17 protein-coding genes and 2 pseudogenes are annotated in these 20,208 nt (G+C 34.5%); 15 read left to right on the forward strand and 4 right to left on the reverse strand.

All coding sequences use genetic code 11. The annotated features are described in order from the left end of the window. Positions 1-128 precede the first annotated feature (128 nt). The 5 genes from AZE41_RS04290 to AZE41_RS04310 all read left to right on the forward strand — a co-directional run bounded on the left by AZE41_RS04290 (position 129) and on the right by AZE41_RS04310 (position 5,347). On the forward strand, positions 129-1,574 hold the full coding sequence (locus AZE41_RS04290; RefSeq protein WP_197485363.1) for a DNA sulfur modification protein DndB: 1,446 nt from the start codon (positions 129-131) through the stop codon (positions 1,572-1,574). Between the two features lie 276 nt (positions 1,575-1,850). Further along, a complete protein-coding gene (locus AZE41_RS04295) occupies positions 1,851-2,432 on the forward strand; it encodes a tyrosine-type recombinase/integrase (protein WP_067206046.1) in 582 nt (193 codons plus the stop codon). 308 nt (positions 2,433-2,740) lie between these two features. Further along, positions 2,741-3,943 carry a hypothetical protein gene (locus AZE41_RS04300; RefSeq protein ID WP_067206048.1) on the forward strand — a complete coding sequence of 401 codons (1,203 nt, stop codon included), beginning with the start codon at positions 2,741-2,743 and terminating at the stop codon, positions 3,941-3,943. 3 nt (positions 3,944-3,946) lie between these two features. Beyond that, the gene (locus tag AZE41_RS04305; protein WP_067206051.1) at positions 3,947-4,546 is read left to right on the forward strand and encodes a hypothetical protein; all 600 of its coding nucleotides are present in this window, start codon (positions 3,947-3,949) and stop codon (positions 4,544-4,546) included. 9 nt (positions 4,547-4,555) lie between these two features. Further along, positions 4,556-5,347 carry a toll/interleukin-1 receptor domain-containing protein gene (locus tag AZE41_RS04310; RefSeq protein ID WP_067206053.1) on the forward strand — a complete coding sequence of 264 codons (792 nt, stop codon included), beginning with the start codon at positions 4,556-4,558 and terminating at the stop codon, positions 5,345-5,347. 430 nt (positions 5,348-5,777) lie between these two features. Here the strand turns inward: AZE41_RS04310 and AZE41_RS23745 are convergent. The 3 genes and pseudogenes from AZE41_RS23745 to AZE41_RS04325 form a co-directional block, all read right to left on the reverse strand. Then, a pseudogene (locus AZE41_RS23745) lies at positions 5,778-6,944 on the reverse strand (site-specific integrase). Between the two features lie 194 nt (positions 6,945-7,138). Further along, a complete protein-coding gene (locus AZE41_RS04320) occupies positions 7,139-8,251 on the reverse strand; it encodes a leucine-rich repeat domain-containing protein (RefSeq protein WP_067206060.1) in 1,113 nt (370 codons plus the stop codon). A gap of 327 nt (positions 8,252-8,578) precedes the next feature. Next, positions 8,579-8,824 carry a hypothetical protein gene (locus tag AZE41_RS04325; RefSeq protein WP_067206063.1) on the reverse strand — a complete coding sequence of 82 codons (246 nt, stop codon included), beginning with the start codon at positions 8,822-8,824 and terminating at the stop codon, positions 8,579-8,581. Between the two features lie 380 nt (positions 8,825-9,204). Here AZE41_RS04325 and AZE41_RS04330 point away from each other — a divergent pair, with 380 nt between their 5' ends. The 6 genes from AZE41_RS04330 (at position 9,205) to AZE41_RS04345 (ending at position 13,563) form a co-directional block, all read left to right on the forward strand. After that, the gene (locus AZE41_RS04330; RefSeq protein WP_067206066.1) at positions 9,205-10,005 is read left to right on the forward strand and encodes a hypothetical protein; all 801 of its coding nucleotides are present in this window, start codon (positions 9,205-9,207) and stop codon (positions 10,003-10,005) included. 120 nt (positions 10,006-10,125) lie between these two features. After that, positions 10,126-10,638, forward strand: coding sequence for a transposase (locus tag AZE41_RS23145; protein ID WP_067206069.1), 513 nt, complete (start codon positions 10,126-10,128; stop codon positions 10,636-10,638). Next, positions 10,635-11,165: a helix-turn-helix domain-containing protein gene (locus tag AZE41_RS23150; protein WP_231885764.1), complete on the forward strand. Its 531-nt coding sequence runs from the start codon at positions 10,635-10,637 to the stop codon at positions 11,163-11,165. The genes AZE41_RS23145 and AZE41_RS23150 overlap by 4 nt, the downstream gene beginning before the upstream one ends. A gap of 105 nt (positions 11,166-11,270) precedes the next feature. Then, entirely contained in the window at positions 11,271-11,687 is a 417-nt protein-coding gene (locus tag AZE41_RS23155) for an integrase core domain-containing protein (protein ID WP_082786486.1), read from the forward strand. Between the two features lie 307 nt (positions 11,688-11,994). Beyond that, a complete protein-coding gene (locus AZE41_RS23005) occupies positions 11,995-12,144 on the forward strand; it encodes an antitoxin VbhA family protein (protein WP_197485364.1) in 150 nt (49 codons plus the stop codon). A gap of 177 nt (positions 12,145-12,321) precedes the next feature. Then, complete coding sequence (locus tag AZE41_RS04345) at positions 12,322-13,563, forward strand: ComEC/Rec2 family competence protein (protein ID WP_067206071.1); 1,242 nt, start codon at positions 12,322-12,324, stop codon at positions 13,561-13,563. 483 nt (positions 13,564-14,046) lie between these two features. Here AZE41_RS04345 and AZE41_RS23605 read toward each other — a convergent pair. Further along, positions 14,047-14,357, reverse strand: a pseudogene (locus tag AZE41_RS23605) (ATP-binding protein). 119 nt (positions 14,358-14,476) lie between these two features. Here AZE41_RS23605 and AZE41_RS04350 point away from each other — a divergent pair. The 4 genes from AZE41_RS04350 (at position 14,477) to AZE41_RS04360 (ending at position 20,078) form a co-directional block, all read left to right on the forward strand. Then, the gene (locus AZE41_RS04350; RefSeq protein ID WP_067206073.1) at positions 14,477-16,189 is read left to right on the forward strand and encodes a toxin-antitoxin system YwqK family antitoxin; all 1,713 of its coding nucleotides are present in this window, start codon (positions 14,477-14,479) and stop codon (positions 16,187-16,189) included. 652 nt (positions 16,190-16,841) lie between these two features. After that, positions 16,842-18,053 (forward strand): YHYH domain-containing protein, encoded by a 1,212-nt coding sequence (locus tag AZE41_RS04355; protein WP_067206075.1) that lies wholly within the window; start codon positions 16,842-16,844, stop codon positions 18,051-18,053. Between the two features lie 748 nt (positions 18,054-18,801). After that, complete coding sequence (locus AZE41_RS22540; RefSeq protein WP_156475956.1) at positions 18,802-18,966, forward strand: hypothetical protein; 165 nt, start codon at positions 18,802-18,804, stop codon at positions 18,964-18,966. A 119-nt stretch (positions 18,967-19,085) separates the two neighbouring features. Further along, the gene (locus AZE41_RS04360) at positions 19,086-20,078 is read left to right on the forward strand and encodes a DUF3592 domain-containing protein (RefSeq protein WP_156475957.1); all 993 of its coding nucleotides are present in this window, start codon (positions 19,086-19,088) and stop codon (positions 20,076-20,078) included. The last annotated feature ends 130 nt before the right edge of the window (positions 20,079-20,208 follow it).

Here is a 20,208-nt window from a genome sequence, read left to right on the forward strand (position 1 = left end):
CATAATCAACCCTGGATGCTTAATTTAACACTCCTGGACTACTCATTTATAAATCCAGGTGTTTACTTCGTTTGTGATATGTTGTAGTATAAAAATAACAACATCACTTACTTTGGAGGAAATTACATATGTTATCTAAAACTGAACAACCAGAAAGTGCAAGACCTCTTAGCGAATTGATTAAGCGTGGTGGCAACACCTCAGAGATGCAACTTAAAGTTTTTGTATCTAATAATCTTGGACATAATACACTTTTGGCCAAGATGCCAATGTTTGACTTTTATAGAATGTCGGATGTGGCAAATGAACGTGGTGAACATGGTGAACAAATAGCGCAACGAAAATTAGATATTAAACATGCTTCTGAATTAGCACTTTATATACTCAAGGGACTAATTGCAACTACTATTGAAATACATAAAGATGATAATGGACCCATAATGGTTGCTCGAGAAAGTATACAAGAATTGGTTGGAAAACAACCTTATTTGTCAATACAGCCTCTCGTTGCAAATTTAAGAACTGCTGGACCAGGAGGGGCGAACCTTCAAGCTAGTCCTATTGAATTAGAAGATAATGAAAATATTGGCACGAGAGTTTGGCTTGGGCAAAGAGATATTTTGTGGATAGTCGATGGTCAGCATCGCAGAAAAGCAATACAAATGGTTATTGATTTTTTAGAGGATATTAGAATAGAACATAAATATCCTCCTAAGAAACACTCGTTATTCCCTTATAATCGTGATGACCGCACAGTGGCACAGGAAGAACTAGCGGTTTGGATGGAATGTTTAGAATTAACAAGAGGAGAGTGTACTGTTAGTTTAGAAGTCCATCTTGGATTAAATATTTTAGAGGAGAGACAGTTATTTCATGATTTAAACAACCTATCTAAGAAAGTAGAAAAAAGTCTTGCATTAGAATTTGATAGTTCAAATCCTGTTAATGCCTATATCAAAGAAGAACTTATAGAGGGAAAATTGGTGGCTATTTCCCTTAAAGATAAAGTAGATTGGGACAATGATGACGGTTCACTTACACGAAAAGATATTGTTGCGGTTAATGCCCATCTCATTTTAAATAAAACCAATATAAATGGTGCTACTCCAGCAATTGTAAAACCTCGTTTAATTATTGCCAAACGTTTTTGGGAAGCTGTTGTTCAAATTCCTGGATTTGGGGAGATAGATGCAAAAGCAAATACCGTATCTGCTCAACCTGTCGCACTTAAAGCGATTGCTAAGTTAGCTTATAACTTTGCATTTGGTCGTATAACTAAAGACGAACAGTTACTGGACAAGCTTTTAGATGGTATTACTGATTTAGATTTTAGCCATGACAATCCAATGTGGCGTTACTACCAATTAAATGATGAAGAAATAGAACAATATGGATTAATAAGCTTAAAGGAATACTTGCCAAATAACGCTACTGGAAATAGAGATATTGGTAATTTTGACCCGAAAACGGGATGGATGCGTTTTGGTAGTAAACATAATGATATTTTTCCAATCATAGGAGATATGATTCGTTGGAAGCTTGACCTACCAAACAGACACCAATCAAAAAAATGATTATTTAACATGAAAATACACTAGCGTTATAGCATTGGCAATTTACCTGGTGGAAAAGAAGAGTTAAGTTTAGAGTCAATATTGAAGGGGTAGTCACATCGACTGCTCTTTTTTTATTTGATTTCAGAGTCTAACAATATACGAGTGAATGTATGCTTTTCCATATTAGCATACATAACAAATTGCTTTAAATCAGCATTTAGTAGTTACTTACTTATTGAATGTATGGTATTGTTTATATATTGACAATACCATACTAAGAAATGGGGATTTTTGATGGCATATAAAGGTGGAACTAAAGGCGATATTATAAACGTACAACCGTTAAGAACTACTAAGGAAATAACCGATATGATTGAAGCTTTAAGTATGTCACCTAATACAGCAGGTCGTAACGTCTTGCTATTCAAAATAGGCATCTCAACAGGGTTACGGATAGGTGATATTGTGAAGTTACGAATATGTGATGTTAGAGGAAAGTCCAACTTTAAAATAAGGGAAGGTAAGACTAAGAAGGAAAGAACTGTTCACCTAAACGCAATTATGGCGGATATAGCAGACTATACAGAAGGATTGGACAACGAAGCTTATTTGTTTGCTTCACGTAAGGGTGATAGTCACATCACTACAACACAAGCGTATCGAGTTCTTACGAGTTCAGCTGATTTATTAGGAAGAAGTGATATTGGGACTCATACAATGCGTAAGACGTTCGGCTATCACTACTACAAGCGTACGCATGACATCTTAACGTTAATGAATATATTTAATCATTCAGACCAATCAACGACTAAGCGCTACATAGGCATTACAGAGGAGGAGGTAGCAGATACCTTGAAAAATTTCCGTTTGTTTTAAAAGAAGAAGGTAGAAGATAAACATTTACATATATAGGCTCTATTTAACAATCTTGTTGATTCTTTTGTTCAACTAATAGGGTAAAGTTAGTTCTTATAAAGGGTGTTTTGTCTAGACTGGAGCTATATCAATCTTGCAAAATTTATTTATGATAATTTTCAGAAGGAAAGGATTAGAGGAATTAAGATATTTGAATTTTCATCCAAGAAATATATGTAAGTTTCTTAGGAAAATTGTTATAATAGATATAAGATTGTTAGATAGTTCAAAAAGTCATTATTATAACTTCAATAAAGGAGCCGTGACATATGGTTGAAAAACTTACAAGTACGAAATTTTCACCGAAAAAGAATATAGAATTGTTTCAACCTACAGAAGATGAAATAATAACTCTCAGGCATGCAATAAGTACACTAAACCAATTAGAAATTAATCTTATATTGGAAAAACATAATTATAGGATTAGTTCATCTATTACAAAAGTAGGGGAGATTAAAAAATCAATATTTATAAATTTTAAAGAGGGAAATGTTAGTAAAGATATTTATGAAGACCTAGTAGAATTTGCATTTAATCCAGAACTATATGTTTCTGATGGTTTTTTTCTCTCGTACAAAGGTAATAGAAAGGATTTAACAGAAAAAAAGTTGAAAGAGTATATTAAAGCTTGGAATAATAACCTTTCAACAGAATTACAGATTGAGAGCAAAATACAACTGAGTAGTTACAAAGGGAATATATGTAAATTGCAAATAACAAGAAACAATATTAAGTTTGTTTACAATACAAAAAGTGCTTATAGCACGCAATACTATGAAGAAACAAAAGGATTAGTAGAAGTATATTTTTCTAATAATATTGTTTATTTTCAAACTTCTAGCTCTCAAAAATACAGGTCGTTAAGAGCCGTAGTAAATTCATTTTTAACATTCCTTTTTGAAGATGAAAATAAGTCTAGTAAATTAGAATTGACTGCACCTAAAATGTCTCAAGGTTTAAGCTTTACTATGTCTGAAGATGGTCAAGAAGCTATTTTACACGATAATATAAACTCAAATACAATAAAATTATTAGACTTATTATTAGAATTAGTTAAAACAGGTTCAAATTTTAAAGATATTGAATGTATTGATATCTATTTCGACCATGAAGATTCCGAATTACAAAATCTTAAATCAAAAATTGACAGACAAGGTTTTGGAGGCGGAGATTTACTTCAAAAAGGTGATATAATAAGACATATATTAGGTAAAAGGGTAATATTAAAACTTCAATTCACACTTAGTTACACGCAAACTACAAGTGATGGTAGTGACATAGTACATACAATTTTAGGTGGTATAGATAATAATCTTCGTAATTACTTTCGACTTTCGATTAGTAATAACAACTTAGATTTAAAACATGTAATAGACAATGCTTACACAGATTTAAAAAGCATATTTATTGAGCATTATTCTAACAAAACAATAAGAAATGAAGCCGAAATAAAAAAACTATTAAGGTTATAATTTATGTGGATATCAAAAATCAACTTTTGTAAAATTTATTTATATGAAAACGAATATGAATTTTTTTCCAATAGGAGATATGAGCGAATTGATAAATCATTAATTTATTTTGATAAAGTAAATAATAATGATATAAAATCAAAGGAAATTATTACTTACAATGATAATTTCCAAATTGTAATTATTGGAAAAATCGCTATATTGTTTTCCGATAATTTCATTAAAGAATATAAGGAAGTAGATAATATTAATAAAAGTATTGATTTGATGTTAAAAACTATTAATTTAACGGATAAAAGTATTATAAAGAAATATTTAAATGAAGTTACAGGTAATATAACCGAAATCATATTATCCCAGGAGAATTACTTTAACTATTTTGATTCTCCACATTTATATGGTAGTAAAATTCAACTATCTGAAGAATTTGAAACCATTATGGATAATGAAGATTTGTTAATAAATAAAATTAAGTTTCAATTATTAGGGAACTCGACAATTACAATTAGAGACAAAAATTTATTAGAGTTTAGTGAAAATACTAGTAAACAAGAAAAGATATTGTTTCTTAATTTATTAGGACAAATATTAAATAAGGAATAGAGGATTTGAATGAGAAAAATTTCTGTAACTTTAAATGGTGATGTCAAAATGTTGGAAATACCCCATGAAAAACATTTCGAAGAAGGCTTTTGTATTGACTTCTTTATCAGTATAGAGAAATTACCCGAAAAAGAGTTTCTACTATTAATTAAGGAAAAAACTGAACACATAGATTGGATTAGCTTTAAGGTAAGTGGTGTATTTATTAATTTAGATATTTTGAAAAAAAACTTTGTAAATTTATTTGCGGATTGTGATTGGATGACTGGGGATTTATTGGTATTACCACAATATGACAATGCTATGCACACAAATATACCTGTAGTGTCATTTGAGATGAGCAAGGAGGAAATTATGATGAAATCACCGAAGAAAATTTTTTTAAGTCACAAAGGTAGTAATAAGGTGTTTGTAAAACGCTATTATGATGTTTTAAAAACGATGGGTTATGAGCCATGGTTAGACGACGAAGATATGCCAGCGGGTAGTAATTTAGATAGAAGTATTTTTAAAGGTTTTAAAGATTCATGTGCTTGTATCTTTTTCATTACTCCAGAATTTAGAGATGAGGATTATTTAGCAGATGAGATAGATTATGCACATAGTGAAAATAGAAAAAAGAAGGAAAAGTTTAGCATAATAACACTACAGTTTGAAAACGAAAAAGGTGAAACAGGTGTAATCCCTGAACTATTAGAAAGATTTGTATGGAAAAATCCGAAACATGAATTAGAAGCACTTAGCCAGATTCTAAAAGCGTTACCTATTGAGGCTAATCTTATTGATTGGAAAAAAGAGTGAAATTTTAATAGCCGTTTTTTAAAAAAAAGATAAAGATTTGCACGAAGTATTTGATTTGCTAATAAGTATACTTTTCAATATACTTCATGATAGAAGGTCATTGAACCAAGTTCGTAAATATGTAATACTCCCTAGCGAATAAAACCGTCAAATAAATAAGTATGGAAGCTCCACAAACGCTTATGGCTCTAGGCTCCGGCATAATGCCACGCGAATCCAAATAGACAATCTACACGCGTAGATGCTTAAGTGTTAGAGCCTCTGGACGCGGGTTCGACTCCCGCCGTCTCCATATCGAGAAATCATATGGTTTCAAACAACGTCAAAACTCTTGTATATCAAGGGTTTTTTCTTTTGCCTTGTTTCAACTGATGTCATTGAATATCAATCGAACGTAGTCAAAAGCGTAGTCAAAATGTAGTCACTAATTTTACATCTCTATATAGTTAGCGAACTTCAGTATTGCTTCTTCTTTCGCCTTCTGCGTCACATGTGTGTAGATGTTCATGGTCGTTTGTATATCAGTATGTCCTAAACGATCTTGCACTTCCTTCAAACTGGCACCCGCCTCAAATAACAATGAACAATTTGTATGGCGTAGACCATGTGTTGTGATTGTGCCTAGCTTGTATTTATCCTGTACATGCACAATCCACTTACGGGTTTTGGTGTGCTGCATGTATTCGTTGCGTTCATTGCTAAAAATAAGTTGCTTAGGTTGTAGCATATTAAAGCCCAACACTAAATAGTCTTGCTTCTGCTTTTTCTTCCACACCTTTAAAATAGCCATTGTTTTGTCATCCATTTTAATTGTGCGTGCAGCACCTGTTTTCGTGGACTTCACATATAGCTTATTATCCTTACCACGTGATAGTGCCTTGTTTATGCGTAGCTCATTGGTGGTGAAGTTTAGGTCTTTCCATGTAAGAGCTAGTGCTTCTCCTTTACGCATCCCACTGAACGCTAGTAGGCGGAATAAGGCATATGCTTTGTAGTTACTTTCTTGTTCTAAGCATGATAGGAACTTGATAAACTGCTCACGCGTGTAGAAATTCTCCGCTTCATCTTCATCCGCTTCAATAGACTTCTTAGAGGCGGGCATATCTACATGTGTAAATGGATTTGATTGTATATAGCCAAGCTTAATGGCGAAATTTAGAACCTTTGCAGCATATGCTTTTACCATACGGAACCTCTTTAACTTCGTTGCCCACTAATCCACATGCTTTTGACATATATCCACATGTATCTATTCAATTTTATAAGCACCCATCGAGGGAAGTATGTGATTTCTGAAGAGACCAGTCGTTTTAACAAATGAGCTTTCCTCAACAGTTTTTTCGTATTGTACGATCCATAGGTCGTAAAGCTCTTGATACGTTTCAGCACGTTCCTGTTGGTACGTACCGTTTGCAATATCTAACTTAATACGAGCTAATGCCAATTCAGCTTTTTTACGTGTTTCAAAGCCACGTTTCGTTGTGCGCTTCTGTTTACCTGTTAACGGATCAATGCCTAAATAAACGGGAAACTCGTATCGTAACGTACCGTTTTTCAGCTTGTAGCTTCTGATAGATGATACTTTCTTCTTTGCCATGGTAATTCCTCCTGAATCAGTTGCGGGGGGCAAATGATTAAAGAGAGGATTTACCTCTAGGGACATTATAACTGAATCCCATGGTAAATCCTCATACACAATGATTAAAAGCCATGAACTTGAAAAAACGACTTCATATCAAGCTGAAAGAAGCGCTTTTTTCTCAATACTTCTCCCCTGTTTCTTACAGAATTTCATTCATCTATAGACACGTCTACACCAGCTGGTATTAAGGTAGTGTCTTTTATCGGGTTTGAACTAAGATTTAAAAATTTCAACGATGTCATCCCCTGCAATGGAGTGATATCCGTAATTCTATTTTCATCAAGCCATAAATGGGTTAACGCTGTTAACTTTTCTAAAACGCCAATATCTTCTAACTTGTTCGATTTAAGAGTCAACCATTCTAGAGATGTTAGATTTTGCAAAGGAGTAATATCTACAATGCTGTTTTCGTCTAAAGACAATTCTTTCAGAGAAAACAAATTTTGAAGTACTTTGATATCCGAAATTTCATTATCTCCCAAATCTAATTCTTGCAAAGCGCTCATGTATTGCAGAGGAGCAATATTTACAATTTGGTTTCCGCTATAGCTTATTTTTTTAAGTGATGTTAGGTCTTCTAACAACGGAATAACTTTAATATCATTGTCTTCTAGACTTAGCCATTTTAGGGAAGTCAGGGAGTGTAAAACTGAAAAGTCTTTAATCCCAGTTGAATCCAGAAATAGAATGCCCAGCGATTTTAAATTATTCAGTGGATTGAAATCTTCAATTGGATTAGAATTCAGAGTTAAACTATACAGCGATGGCATATTCTGTAATAGTGAAATGTCTATAATTTTATTTTTTGAAATATCTAAACTTCTAAGGGATGTCAAACCTTGTAGTGGTGTAATATCTACAATGTCATTACTTTGAAGAACTAGTTCCTCAAGGTGAGTTAAATTTTCTAACGGAGAAATATCTTCAATCTCTTGATATTCAATATGTAGTGATACTAATTTACTTGCAAATTCTAACCCTTTTAAAGATTTAACTTTAGGCTGGTCCAGGTCCGCATCCACTATTATCTCTAATTGCGTTAACTCCCCTATTTCCTCTTCAGTAGGCCTAGTCTCGTCCTCCTCAAATTCACTTAATCCTAATTCATCAAGAACGGCCGTTCTCAATTTATAGTCCTTAATAATACTGCTAGATTCTATTATTTCTTCGACTTCATCTTCTGGTTGTACAGGAGCCGCTTCATTGCTACAAGCAACAAGTAAAATACTTATTAGGAAAATCAATGGTTTTATTATTTTCACTGTATATCTACCTCTTTTTCAATTAGCTTACCGCATTATTCCATTTCCGGCAATCTGTTAAGTGATTTTTATGCCTTGGTTTTTAATCGGAGGGATTGCGTAGTTAGACTAATAAAACGACCGGCGGTTATGCTGGGAATTTTAGGGACCCTCACTTATAGAAATGCAAAATAGCTATTCAGTCGTATTTGGAATAGCTACATTAACTTTTTTCAATATATTTTTTATCCAACGCATAACGACCTCAAAAGGGGGTCTTCTTCAATAACTGGCTACCGCCGATACGAATCTAAATACTTCATCATCATTGACAACTATGCAGTCCGTTTATTTCCGACAGATAAACAATGGCCAGATGCCAAGCTTAGAAAGATAGGCTGCTGCTTTTACCTCAATAGACTGGTAGCTTACAAAGTCGCCAAATCCCGACATAGGTAACGCTAATTTTGCTTCTAATTTATTCGAGTGTATGCCTGGCAAACTACCAAAGTCTTCAAGTGATGATTCGTGTAGCTGAACCACATCATCATAATCCAAGTATTCTACCTCTGATTCAAATAATCCGACACTCATTAGTTCCTACCCAATATTATCATATATAAACCTATTATTTTAGTTATTATTCGAATTAAGGAAGTACCTTAGCGCTTTCGCTGTGAATTTCACTCCCTTGTTTCCTACCTCTATAAATCGACATATGCAAATAAGGGCCATTCAGAAAGCATTGCGAGTCATATGATATCAGTTTATAGATAGCCATGGCTAGTTGTCATTGAAATACGTTAAAAAGTGCGCTAATGTCTTATATAACACGTTTATTTGTTATATATGGGAATTCTCCTCGGGATTCAGTTATAATATTCTTAGAGGTAAATATTACCTTTGATTAATTGCCTCACCTTCAAGTGATTAAAGAAAATAACACACTAATTGGTAGAAAAGGAGCAATATTTATGAAAAATAAGTACTTGTCCAAAAGAAATGTACTAATGGGTATTTTTATCCTAGTAGGAATAGTCTTAGCTATCGCAATCGGTCTTATCAAGTATGCATTCAGCTCTGATTTAGAGCGTGTCAAAGAAATGCTATCATATGAACTAGCATACATAGCTCCAATAGTTGATGACACAAAAACCATCGACGTCAAACGTGTAAAAAAATATGAAGGGATCTCATCGTACGAATTTCAAGCCGATACATTAACAAATAATGAAGGGGCTGTACCGAACGAAATCGGTGTCAATAGAATAAAGGGGATCTTACACGAGAACGACGAAGGTGAGCGCGTAATCGTCCACGTTGAAGAAACTGACAGCAAAGCTCCGCTATACGTAGACGAAAATTACGGATGGTTAGGCTTAGGTACACCGATAGCTCAAGAGAATGATGAAAAGATAGAAGTAGTAAAAGACCAAGTATCCGACGAAATAATTATGCTTATGCTAGACAGAATTGCAGACGCAATAGACGACGACTCTGTAATGGTTTCGCAAATCAAAACAACAAAGGAACTAAAAGGTACATTAACGTACTCCATGGAAGCCTTTACTGATTATTACGGGACAATCGAAGCTGTAATGCATGTTGCAAACAACGGTTATCCTCACCTAGAATATGTAGTCGCAGATTATGACATAGATGATCCTGACTATACCAACCGCAAAAATCTACTATCTCTAGATGGTAGTTATAGAGTATCTGTCAACAATGGTAAAACACCAGAACAAACCCAACGCTATACTAATTTCGACTAAAAAGAGTTGCAAAAAAACGACCCTCTTACATTTTGGGAAGTCGTTTTCCCCCTCTGTTAGGCTAGGTGTCGTATAGAACTCACCTGTTATACTTTAATTAATAGATGGAGGTCGTGCGACATGAGTAGCGAGAAAAGGAATAGATATACCAAAGAACTGAAGGACGCTGTCCTTGTAAGAATGATGCCACCTAATAACGAAACTGTTAAGAGTATTAGTATGGATACCGGTATTTCAGAACAATCCCTTTATAAATGGAGAAAAAAAGCGCGTATTGATGGAAACCCAACGCCTGGAAATGGACAGACTTCAGAATGCTGGAGTAGTGAAGATAAGTTTTTGGTAGTACTGGAAACCTACGCAATGAATGAAATAAATCTTGCAGAATACTGCCGTAAAAAAGGTTTATACAAGGAACAGATTGACGCATGGCGTTCTGTTTGTCTAAACGCCAACACTGGTGAACTGAATCAAACTAAACGGCTTTCCCAGGAGCTGAAGGATGAAAAAAGACATACAACTGAGATTGAGAAGGATTTATGTATAAAGGAAAAAGCGTTGGCAGAAGCTGCAGCATTATTATTATTAAGAAAAAAGGCCCGAGCGATCTGGGGGGACCACGAGGACGAATGATTAACCCGTCAGATCGCGTACTTGCGGTAGAACTTATCCAAGAAGCGAATCTAAACGGTGCACGAATGACTGTGGCATGTGCAGAACTAAATATTAGTGTGCGCACGTATGAACGCTGGGTTTCGAACGGTGGAATAAAGGAAGATCAACGTCCTCATGTGCGACGTCCTGAACCCAAAAATAAGCTAACAGAAGAGGAAAGACAAGATGTCATCAAGACTGTCAAAAAAGAAGAGTTTGTCGATTTACCACCTTCACAGATTGTGCCAAAACTAGCAGATGATTCGATTTATATCGCCTCAGAATCAACGTTTTATCGGATATTACGGGAAGAGAAAATGCAACAGCACCGCGGACGAAGTAAAAGACCAGAGATGAAATTACCCGAAAGTTATTTAGCAACGGCCCCTAATCAGGTATGGACTTGGGATATTACTTGGTTGAAAGGACCTGTTAGAGGTCTATATTTCAAACTTTACTTGATCATTGATTTGTTTAGCCGAAAGATTGTTGGTTGGGAAGTTTAGGAAATAGAAGATGCCGCTCACGCTGAAGTATTAATTAAAAAAACCATTATAAGTGAAAAAATATACGGGGCTCCCCTTGTCTTACACTCCGATAACGGAAGCCCAATGAAAGCAGCAACATTTCAAGTGTTACTTGAAAAACTAGGTATCCAAAGCTCTTATTCAAGACCACGGGTGAGTAATGATAATCCATATTCAGAGGCTGTCTTTCGGACACTTAAATATCGACCAGAGTTCCCGTATGATGGATTCGAATCAATTGAGGATGCGCGGTCATGGACCGCAAGGTTCGTTCATTGGCACACGCATGAACATCAACATAGCGCAATAAATTTCGTTACTCCAGATCAACGGCACACAGGTGCCCATATTGAGATACTTAAAAAAAGACATGGAGTCTATCAACTGGCAAAACAAAAACATCCAGAACGCTGGTCAAAATCAACTAGAAACTGGAGTCCACATGAATCAGTAGCCTTGAATCCGATGAAAGAAAAGTTGCGGACCGATTCGATTAAATAACTAGTTTAGAAAAAGAGCGATATGCGACAACTATCTTGACAAACACCGATCGTGCTATTTTAAACAAACATGTTTTTTTGACTTTCGTGAATAGCCGTCAAAGAACGTATTATTTTATTCAATTAAAGTCGGTCGGAGAAATGATTATCCCTTTAGGTTATTTGAATGTCCAAACAATAAATAGTGATTTTTTTATCAAATGCAGTCGTATCAATGGTATTGAAGGAAAGAGGTATTGAACAGAGGTTGAACTTCTAGTCAATACCCCTTTCCATCTTAAGGAATAATAATCAGAGGGGCGTTGTTTATGGAATCAACACCACGAGAAGAACGTCAAAAACGTGTTCAATTTGCAGTAGGGATGGCTGCTATAACTGGTGGAAAACCTACTGATTTTACACTGGGGTTATTGAAGCAATATGAAAGTGGTAAGGTTTCTGCGAAGTATTTAAAATAGACGATTATTGAAAAGTATGCAAAAAGGCTTAACTAGTGTCTGTGGATCCGTATGTATACGCGGGGTTCGAATCTGTTGAGAAATAAGTGAGTGTGTGGTGCCAGGATTCGCGTTCTTCCGCAAATTATAGTAGTGCCTGGCTCACACCAGTTAGTATAAAGGAATGGAATGATTTCAATGGAGTATTTTGGATCACTTGTTAATGTAATGAGAAAGGAGAACTACTATACAGTAGTTCTGAATGTTTTCCCGAAAGTTGAGTTAGATATTTACTCTGATATACGAATTTGGGAGAGTGATTTTTCAGAAAGTACTTCATCAAGCTATATAGAATTTAAAATTTCAAAGGCATTACTAGAGAAGTCAAATAATAAAAGGAAAGGTGTAAATAAAGTATACCCTTATAACTTTAGAGAGAATCAGTGGTATCAACTAGAAACAGATTCGGGAGGGGAAATTTTTGGGTTATTCTATAAAGATATTAATACTTTAGATCCTCAAAAAATTAAAATTAATAATTTGAAGTTTATAGATGGTCGATCGACAATAGGTAGAGAATTAAACAAAACTTTTGAGTTGGTACTTCCTGATAGTTCAGAACAGGAAATAAATGCTGTATTGGGTGATTATAATCCAAACTTTGTTGCTGTTTATAACGTAGGGCAAGGTAGCTGTAATGCAATATGTGATGAAGACGGGAAACCTTTAGTTTATTACGATATGGGTGGGGGATATGGTAGTCATAGCATGACGTATCCCAAAGGAGTAGATTTTTGTTTTTCGTCAAAACAGCCAATTATTTTATCTCACTGGCATGAGGATCATTGGCGCGCTGCATTAGATCCGTTTAATAATGATGCTATTAAAAGTAGTTGGATTGTTCCAAGACAAACTCTTCGACCAGGTGCTTTCAATTTAGCTGTCGAAATACATAAAAAAGGAAGGCTACTGATTTGGCCAAAATCATTAACAAGTTTAAAAGTAAGTGTTGGTCAGGTGCTCAAATGTGGAGGGACAAGTATAAATAGTTCTGGCTTAGCATTGATTGTGGTTATAGCTAGTAAAGATGATGTGATAGAGAATTTATTACCTGGGGACTCTAGATATGTACATATTCCGCAAGTTCATTTAAATAAATATGATAACCTTGTTGTTACCCATCATGGGGGAGTGAATCCGGGGAAGATACCAGTTCCGAAATATATTGATAATAATGTTCATGTGTATTCATATGGATCACCTAACCATTACACTCACCCTAGAGCATCTACAATAACTGAACATAATGTTCAAAGTTGGAAAAATAGAAAAGATTCATTAGGCGGAAGTATAGCAATTGGTAAAAACCTTAAACTAACTAAAATAAATAAACATGTATCTTCTCATTCGTGTTGTAATTTATTTATAGTTCAAATTTAGTTGTGAAATAAAGTACTAAATCTCACCAGCGTTGCATTATTATATACCGTTAATTGGAAATGTTTATAATTTTAAATAACTAAAAGGAAGCCAAATAAAAAATTCTTTATAATGGGATGTACAGGTAGTTCCTGGCCAAAACCAATATAAAGGACTCACGGTTGGACGAGAATACACTGAAAACTTCATTGAGTAATGGGTTGGATTCATTAATTTCGATAAAATTAAAAAAAGTGTCGATTTTTATAAACAAGATCATTATACGAAAAAATTGACGACATAATCTTTTATTCTTTTAATGCAATATTCACATCTGAATCAAGAGGAAAGCCTATATGCGATAGAATGTTAACGGCGACGATTTGGAAAGAAGCGCGGCATTGGCTGTAACGTTTTGAGAACACCGATGTTCCGTAAGGAATAATCCTATTTATCTGTCGCCTCTGTGTTTTTTTAACATGAAATTGAGCTAGAGTGATCAGATTAAAAGTGAGATGTTTTATCCTTTTCACATTTTAGTAATGGAGAGATATATGGATGTTTGTGTAAACTTTGACTGAATCGATAAGACTCTCCGTTCAGAAGATGAATATGTGATTGATGTGTCAAGTGATCAAGTAATATAGCTGTCATTTTGTCATCCCAAAAAAGGTCGTCCATTCAGCAAATTCGAGATGGGTCGTAATAATAATGTTTGCGTGTTCATAGCGTCCCGAAAGAAATGGAGCAATAAATTCGGCACCTATTTTGGAGAAGGCAACGTAGCCTGGTTCAGAAGTGATTGAGTTTGGCAATCATGAGTGTTCTTTGCAACATGAAGACACCTAGAAGCAGTACTGATGGATACGCTGGATGATAGTCTGAATTATAGGGTAGTTAATACTTTCTAAATATAGTTGTGAGGAGCTAACTAATGCCTAAAAGTAATAAAGCTACGTCTTTTAATCCATTAATAATAATGGCAATATGTTTAGTTGCGGGAATTTTTATAGCCTGTATTGTATTGTATTTAATATTTGGAGATTTGAAAGTGGCTTTCAATAAGATGTTGGAATTACAAGGTCAACCATCTAGAACTGCCCCTTCAGTAGCATCAATTTCCTATATAGTGACTTGGATATTAACTATATATTCTATTGTAGTAACTGCAATTTTTAGCTACATGGTGTGGAAAATAAATAATCGGAGCTTGATTATTTCTGAAGAATTAAAGGAATTCGAGGTTGCAAGTAACAATGAAAATAAGGAACTAACGAAACAAAGTTTGCAAATTTCAGAGGATTTGAGGCGAATAGAGGAAACTAAAGAGTTTGAACAAAAACGATCAAAAGCTTTGATAATATACTATGATTTACAACGAGGTTTTACGATAATAAGAGATTTGTACATAAAGCATATCTTGAAAAATGAAAAGTTGGTATTAGATCAAGCTTTTTTTGATAATAATTGGATTGAAAATGTTGCATATTTAAGGACGGATTTGAGTAACAAAGATATCCAAGATTTATATAGTCTTTATAACTCATTATATACTATTCAGAAATATTTAGAGTCAGAAGATGTGAGACTTATTGGATACATTGAAAAGTTTTCGGAAAAGGTATTTTTAGATTTTATCCCGATATCTTTAATGGGAAATTTACGGGAGCATGATGTAGAAGAGTTATTAAGTGTTGAAAAATATATATTAATGCATAAGCTCTACAGATTAACTTTTAGTAAAGCGGAATTAGGCGAAGAAGAAAATGAGATGAAAATTTTATCTGTTAATCATTATAAAATTAAATCAGGGAATTTATACAATGGAGAGGTTATACTTTATAATTCATATGGATATGAAAGGCTTAAAGGTACCTTAGTTGATGGTGAATTTGCTACAGGCGAATATACAGGCTATTTTGGGGTGAAATCACTATATAGAATCGAATATCAAACAATCTTAGATAAACGATTAATCATAAAAGGTATCTTAAATAATTTTATTTTCGAATCTTTAAAAAATGAGTATTTAATAGATGCTGACTATATTGATGGAAAACCGTACAATGGAAAAATCATTAGTATTCGTAAAAACGGGACCGTTGCATATTGGGGGGAAATAGTTGATGGAGAAAAACATGGGCACGCTAAAAATTATAATGATAAAGGAAAAATTATCTTTGATGGTGAATATGAGCATTCGAGGGCGATTAAGGGTAAGTTATACCGTGATGGTAAGTTAGAATTCGATGGTGAACTATACAATGGAGATCCATGGAGTGGAAAAAGTTTTGAAAATGATCTCGATAAAATCAATGTGAAAAAATTCACAGGAGAGATATTAGAAGGAAAACCAGTAGAAGGCAACGGTTTAATTTTTAAGAGGTCTGCTGAAGCCTCTAGTTTGAATGAATTAGAGGCGATTGAAGAAATGGATGAAGTGTGGCATTATCAACATGAAGAGCAAATGCTTTCTGAAGAATATGAAGAGGAACATAGTAGATGGCATAATGAAAGTATACGTTCTAAATATAGAGAGTGGGAAGATTATATTTGTGCTGATTGGAAGAATGGTGAGTATAGCGAAAAAGAAGATAAACAGTCCAATATACAAGTATATTACTACCCAAGAAGTGAGATTAAGTGATTTTAAAATGATCTACAACATCTATATTTAATTTTGCACCACCAATAGTATTCATCACATGTGGAGTGTTTGGTTGGAGCTGTGAGTTAAGTCTTTTGAATAACTTGAGTTTCTTTAACTCTAGGTTTATTAAAGAAAACACTTTGCCCCCGCAACATAATTTTTATCAAACGTAGTCAAAAGCGTAGTCAAACGTTTTCAACAGTGGCTATAGCCCCTTGGAAACACCGGTGTTATAGCCTTTCTAGGAGCTGTTGGTTCGACTCCCGCCGTCTCCATATTTGTTGTCACAGCAACGTTTAAGCGATGTGTGGCAACAACATATATAACAAAAACGACTTCATCTTTTGATGAGGTCGTTTTTTGTTTGGGTAAAATTCAGGGGTACCTATGCGTTGCGTAAAGACAACCAATTCGTGTATCTGAGTCGTGTCTGTGAGTATTTATTTTGAAGGATGTGGAGAAGTGGAATTAGGAAGCCAGAAGCTGAACCCATTAATATTTACATTCCCAGTATTAGAATGAGGACTCTACTTTTAAGCAAGATAGAGCAAAGGTTTTAGTGAAGGTAAACGAAGAAAAGAATTTATTTTTCATAATCCCTATATTGTTCCAAAAGGATGGTACTATTGTAATGCGAGGGGGATATTATATGAAGAAGTGGTCTTATTTACTAGTTATTTTACTTGTATTTTCTTTGCACAATAATGCAGAGGCGCATTCAGGACGAACGGATAGTAGCGGAGGACATAATTGTAGTCCGAAATCTGTCTCAAAAGGGTTATGCACTAGCTATCATTATCATAATGGTGGAGGAAGTACAAACACAGCACCTGCACCTGCTAAACCAGTATACAACCCAAAGATTTACTATGATAGTGGTTACAAAGCTGGTTATGGCAAAGGACATGAAATGGGGTACAAAAAAGATTCACCTGAACAGAGTTCTGATGATTCTAACACGGACTATGTTGAAGGCTGGTCAGCTGGATACCAAAAGGGTCTAGAAGATGGACTAGCTAAAATTAATAAAGAAGAGCTAGATGCAAAAGATGAAAAAACTGGAAATGATCAAGGGGAAAAAGACGGTGCAACTTCATTTTTAGATGGGAAAAAAAACAATGATTTTTTATATGCTTCCGGGAGTTCGGAGCTTTATAAGAGTTCTTATATAGAAGCATTTGCTTCTTCGTGGCAATTAACAAAGAATAGTAAAGATAGTTATGATAAGGGTTATGAGCAAGGATTATCGCAAGATGAAATAGTTATCCCAGCTGTTTTTCAAACTGACATACTTACACCTGAATTTGAGAAGGGTCACAAAGCAGGAGAAGATGAACGAGATAAAAATGAAATAGCGAAGTATGGAAAGGAAGGACAGGCTTTAGGGTACGAGGTAAAAGAGTTAGCTATAACTGCGGATATTAAAAAAGATATTTATATCGAAGCATTTAAACAAGGATATGAGAGTGGTCTGCAAAAACGGAAAGAAGAAGTTGTAGAAGAAGGCTATAATTACGCTTTTAAACAAATGAAGTTTGCAAACTCTCCTTATGAAGGAAAAGAACACTTTTCGGAATGGATCAAAGAAGGTTACGACAACAATGAACTTGCAGTAGAAATAAAAACTAAATCAATTGAACTAGGCAAAGAAAATAAAGCATACACTATCCCGAAGAAATATATGGTTAACGATGATGCGATTGCCTTACACGATAAACTTTTCTTGAAAGGACAGAATATCCAAGAAGAAATAGATAGGAATAATCGTAACACTTTACTGACAACTGGTGCTATTGGTATTCCAGCGGTAGGCGGTGGAATATATTTTTGGACTCGAAAACGTAAAAAGAAAATAGCATAATTGTAAAGATGGTTTCATAAGATTTTTAAAAATATATTTATGAAATTATGAAATTATTGGAGAATAGGAAATATCTGCTATAAGTAGTTTTACCGTTACGCGAGGCGACACGATAAGGACTAAACCATTTCAACTTTGTGTTAGCGTTAATGTGCAACCATAAAAGCTCCTATAATCATTTGGGGAGCTTATTTGCGTTGAGAATTAATTAGATGAATATTTTATACAGGCTATCTAATCGTTGCTACGAAGTTGTCTGTGAGAGTGTGAAGGCTTAACAATAGGACTTGCATTTATAAGAATCGATCATAAAGGCAAGTCCCTTAACATCTTGTTAATTATTTTTTTTTGGTATTTTTAAAAATAACTTCAGTTGTAATAATTGCTAATATTATTGTTATGATTATTAAAAAAAGTTCAATAACAATATTATCAAGATACATTCCTGATGTTAAAAAAGCTTGTATTTTTATATAAACTACAATAAAAAAACTAGCACTATCTTCCGAATATGTATTTACCTAAATTACTCAGATTACCCGCCCTTTCATCGGAGTTATGTATTCATTTTTTACTGAATATGTAATTCAAATGGCTTGCTAGTTTCGTAACTAAATATTCATTCAATCGGTATATTCTAGAATATTAACAAATATTTAGTGAGTGCAGCCTATGCACGGTGCAAATCAGACACGATTCAGAATTAATTCGAATTGTGTGATACACAGGCAGACAAAACATTGAAGAAATGAACGAACTAAAAGATGAAGAAATCATTCAACATGCAAGTGAGGGTGCTACTTCAATAGTGAATCGTAACTATTCTCTGAATATCATTCTAGACGGTTATGGTCATGACACTAAAGAAGTAGAACTTCTTGTAAAGGATGATTCTATAGTGCAGAAGTTTTGAAATAACCCTACGGTGAATTTTAAGTAGACCTGCCATCAGAGCATTTGTGGTAGTTTTTTTATGCTTGTATTTTAACGTCTGTTTGATATGGTGGTGGAAGGATGGTTATGGAGGAAATTATGACAAACATCAAAGAATTAGCTGGGCTTCTAGTTTTGGGCTTATTTTTCAGCCTTTTCACTTGGGCAATGATCGATTCTTATCTGGATGAGTACGATTTAGCTTCAATTCGACCAGCAGAAGCGACAGTCATTGAAAAAACAGCAAGCAAAGGGTTATTCACCCCTCCTACCTATTTTGTTTGGGTCGAACTTGCTGGCGGAGAAGAGATTAAATATCGCAACCGTGTTTCCAAAAGTCAGATAGAGAACATTGAAATTGGCGATACGATTAATGGTTATTTGACAGGTGCTACAACCTTTTCGACACTGCGCGATATACTCATTGATGGCCTCTATTACTTGATTGCTATTTTTGTTTTTGCGTTTATAGCTTTCTGTTTACTCGTGGCCTTTTTCTTATCCATTCCTGCATTGGAGCGCTTAGAAGAGAAGATATCTTCTGAGCGATTTAAAAAAAGGAAAAGAATGAGGAAAAAGAAACGAAAGAAAAAAGTAGATTCGAGACAAAGGGCTTGGAGAAATGCAGGTATTGTCATTGCAATTTTTCTTTTCATTGCCAAAAGTTTTGTAGTGAACCTGATTCGAACAGTGCAGCCATTCGGAAAGACAAAAACGGAAGCTACAGTCGTTGACCAATTCGAGTATACGACTTATCGGAAATACGAAGACTCAATTCGGGATTTAACCATCTCTTATAAAGATCATACGGGCAGAACTTTTGAAATGGCCAAAGACGTAACGCGACACACCTATCGGCAATATGGCATAGGAGACAAACTACCAATTAGCTATCGAAATGCCGATCCGTATGATGTGTTTGTTCGAGGGAATTCTATATGGGATTACCTTCTGTTATTTACATACTGGGAATTGTCTGTTTATATTGGTTTGATTGCTGTGAGTGCATTCTCTATTTGGGCTTTTCTAGATGATCATAAAGGAAAAAAAAGGTTTTGGAAAAAGTTTAATAGGAAGGTCGATAAAAAGTAAGATAGGCAAATGGATATGCTGCGGATATGTTGGTTTAGCCATGCATTTCTTTTTTGAATATTGCAGATCTGTGCAAGAAACTTTTATGACAGTTTTTAAAAAATGCGATTTGATTTTAGCGTAGTGGATA

The organism is Sporosarcina psychrophila (genome assembly GCF_001590685.1).
In the GTDB taxonomy this organism is placed as follows: domain Bacteria; phylum Bacillota; class Bacilli; order Bacillales_A; family Planococcaceae; genus Sporosarcina; species Sporosarcina psychrophila.

Bases quoted from the DNA above. Each gene is read 5' to 3' on its own strand.
- AZE41_RS23145 (WP_067206069.1), top strand. From the start codon at position 10,126: ATGAGTAGCGAGAAAAGGAATAGATATACCAAAGAACTGAAGGACGCT.
- AZE41_RS04330 (WP_067206066.1), top strand. From the start codon at position 9,205: ATGAAAAATAAGTACTTGTCCAAAAGAAATGTACTAATGGGTATTTTT.
- AZE41_RS04310 (WP_067206053.1), top strand. From the start codon at position 4,556: ATGAGAAAAATTTCTGTAACTTTAAATGGTGATGTCAAAATGTTGGAA.
- AZE41_RS23005 (WP_197485364.1), top strand. From the start codon at position 11,995: ATGGAATCAACACCACGAGAAGAACGTCAAAAACGTGTTCAATTTGCA.
- AZE41_RS04305 (WP_067206051.1), top strand. From the start codon at position 3,947: ATGTGGATATCAAAAATCAACTTTTGTAAAATTTATTTATATGAAAAC.
- AZE41_RS04300 (WP_067206048.1), top strand. From the start codon at position 2,741: ATGGTTGAAAAACTTACAAGTACGAAATTTTCACCGAAAAAGAATATA.
- AZE41_RS04355 (WP_067206075.1), top strand. From the start codon at position 16,842: ATGAAGAAGTGGTCTTATTTACTAGTTATTTTACTTGTATTTTCTTTG.
- AZE41_RS04295 (WP_067206046.1), top strand. From the start codon at position 1,851: ATGGCATATAAAGGTGGAACTAAAGGCGATATTATAAACGTACAACCG.
- AZE41_RS22540 (WP_156475956.1), top strand. From the start codon at position 18,802: ATGAACGAACTAAAAGATGAAGAAATCATTCAACATGCAAGTGAGGGT.
- AZE41_RS23155 (WP_082786486.1), top strand. From the start codon at position 11,271: ATGAAAGCAGCAACATTTCAAGTGTTACTTGAAAAACTAGGTATCCAA.
- AZE41_RS04350 (WP_067206073.1), top strand. From the start codon at position 14,477: ATGCCTAAAAGTAATAAAGCTACGTCTTTTAATCCATTAATAATAATG.
- AZE41_RS04290 (WP_197485363.1), top strand. From the start codon at position 129: ATGTTATCTAAAACTGAACAACCAGAAAGTGCAAGACCTCTTAGCGAA.
- AZE41_RS04325 (WP_067206063.1), bottom strand. From the start codon at position 8,824: ATGAGTGTCGGATTATTTGAATCAGAGGTAGAATACTTGGATTATGAT.
- AZE41_RS04360 (WP_156475957.1), top strand. From the start codon at position 19,086: ATGACAAACATCAAAGAATTAGCTGGGCTTCTAGTTTTGGGCTTATTT.
- AZE41_RS23150 (WP_231885764.1), top strand. From the start codon at position 10,635: ATGATTAACCCGTCAGATCGCGTACTTGCGGTAGAACTTATCCAAGAA.
- AZE41_RS04345 (WP_067206071.1), top strand. From the start codon at position 12,322: ATGGAGTATTTTGGATCACTTGTTAATGTAATGAGAAAGGAGAACTAC.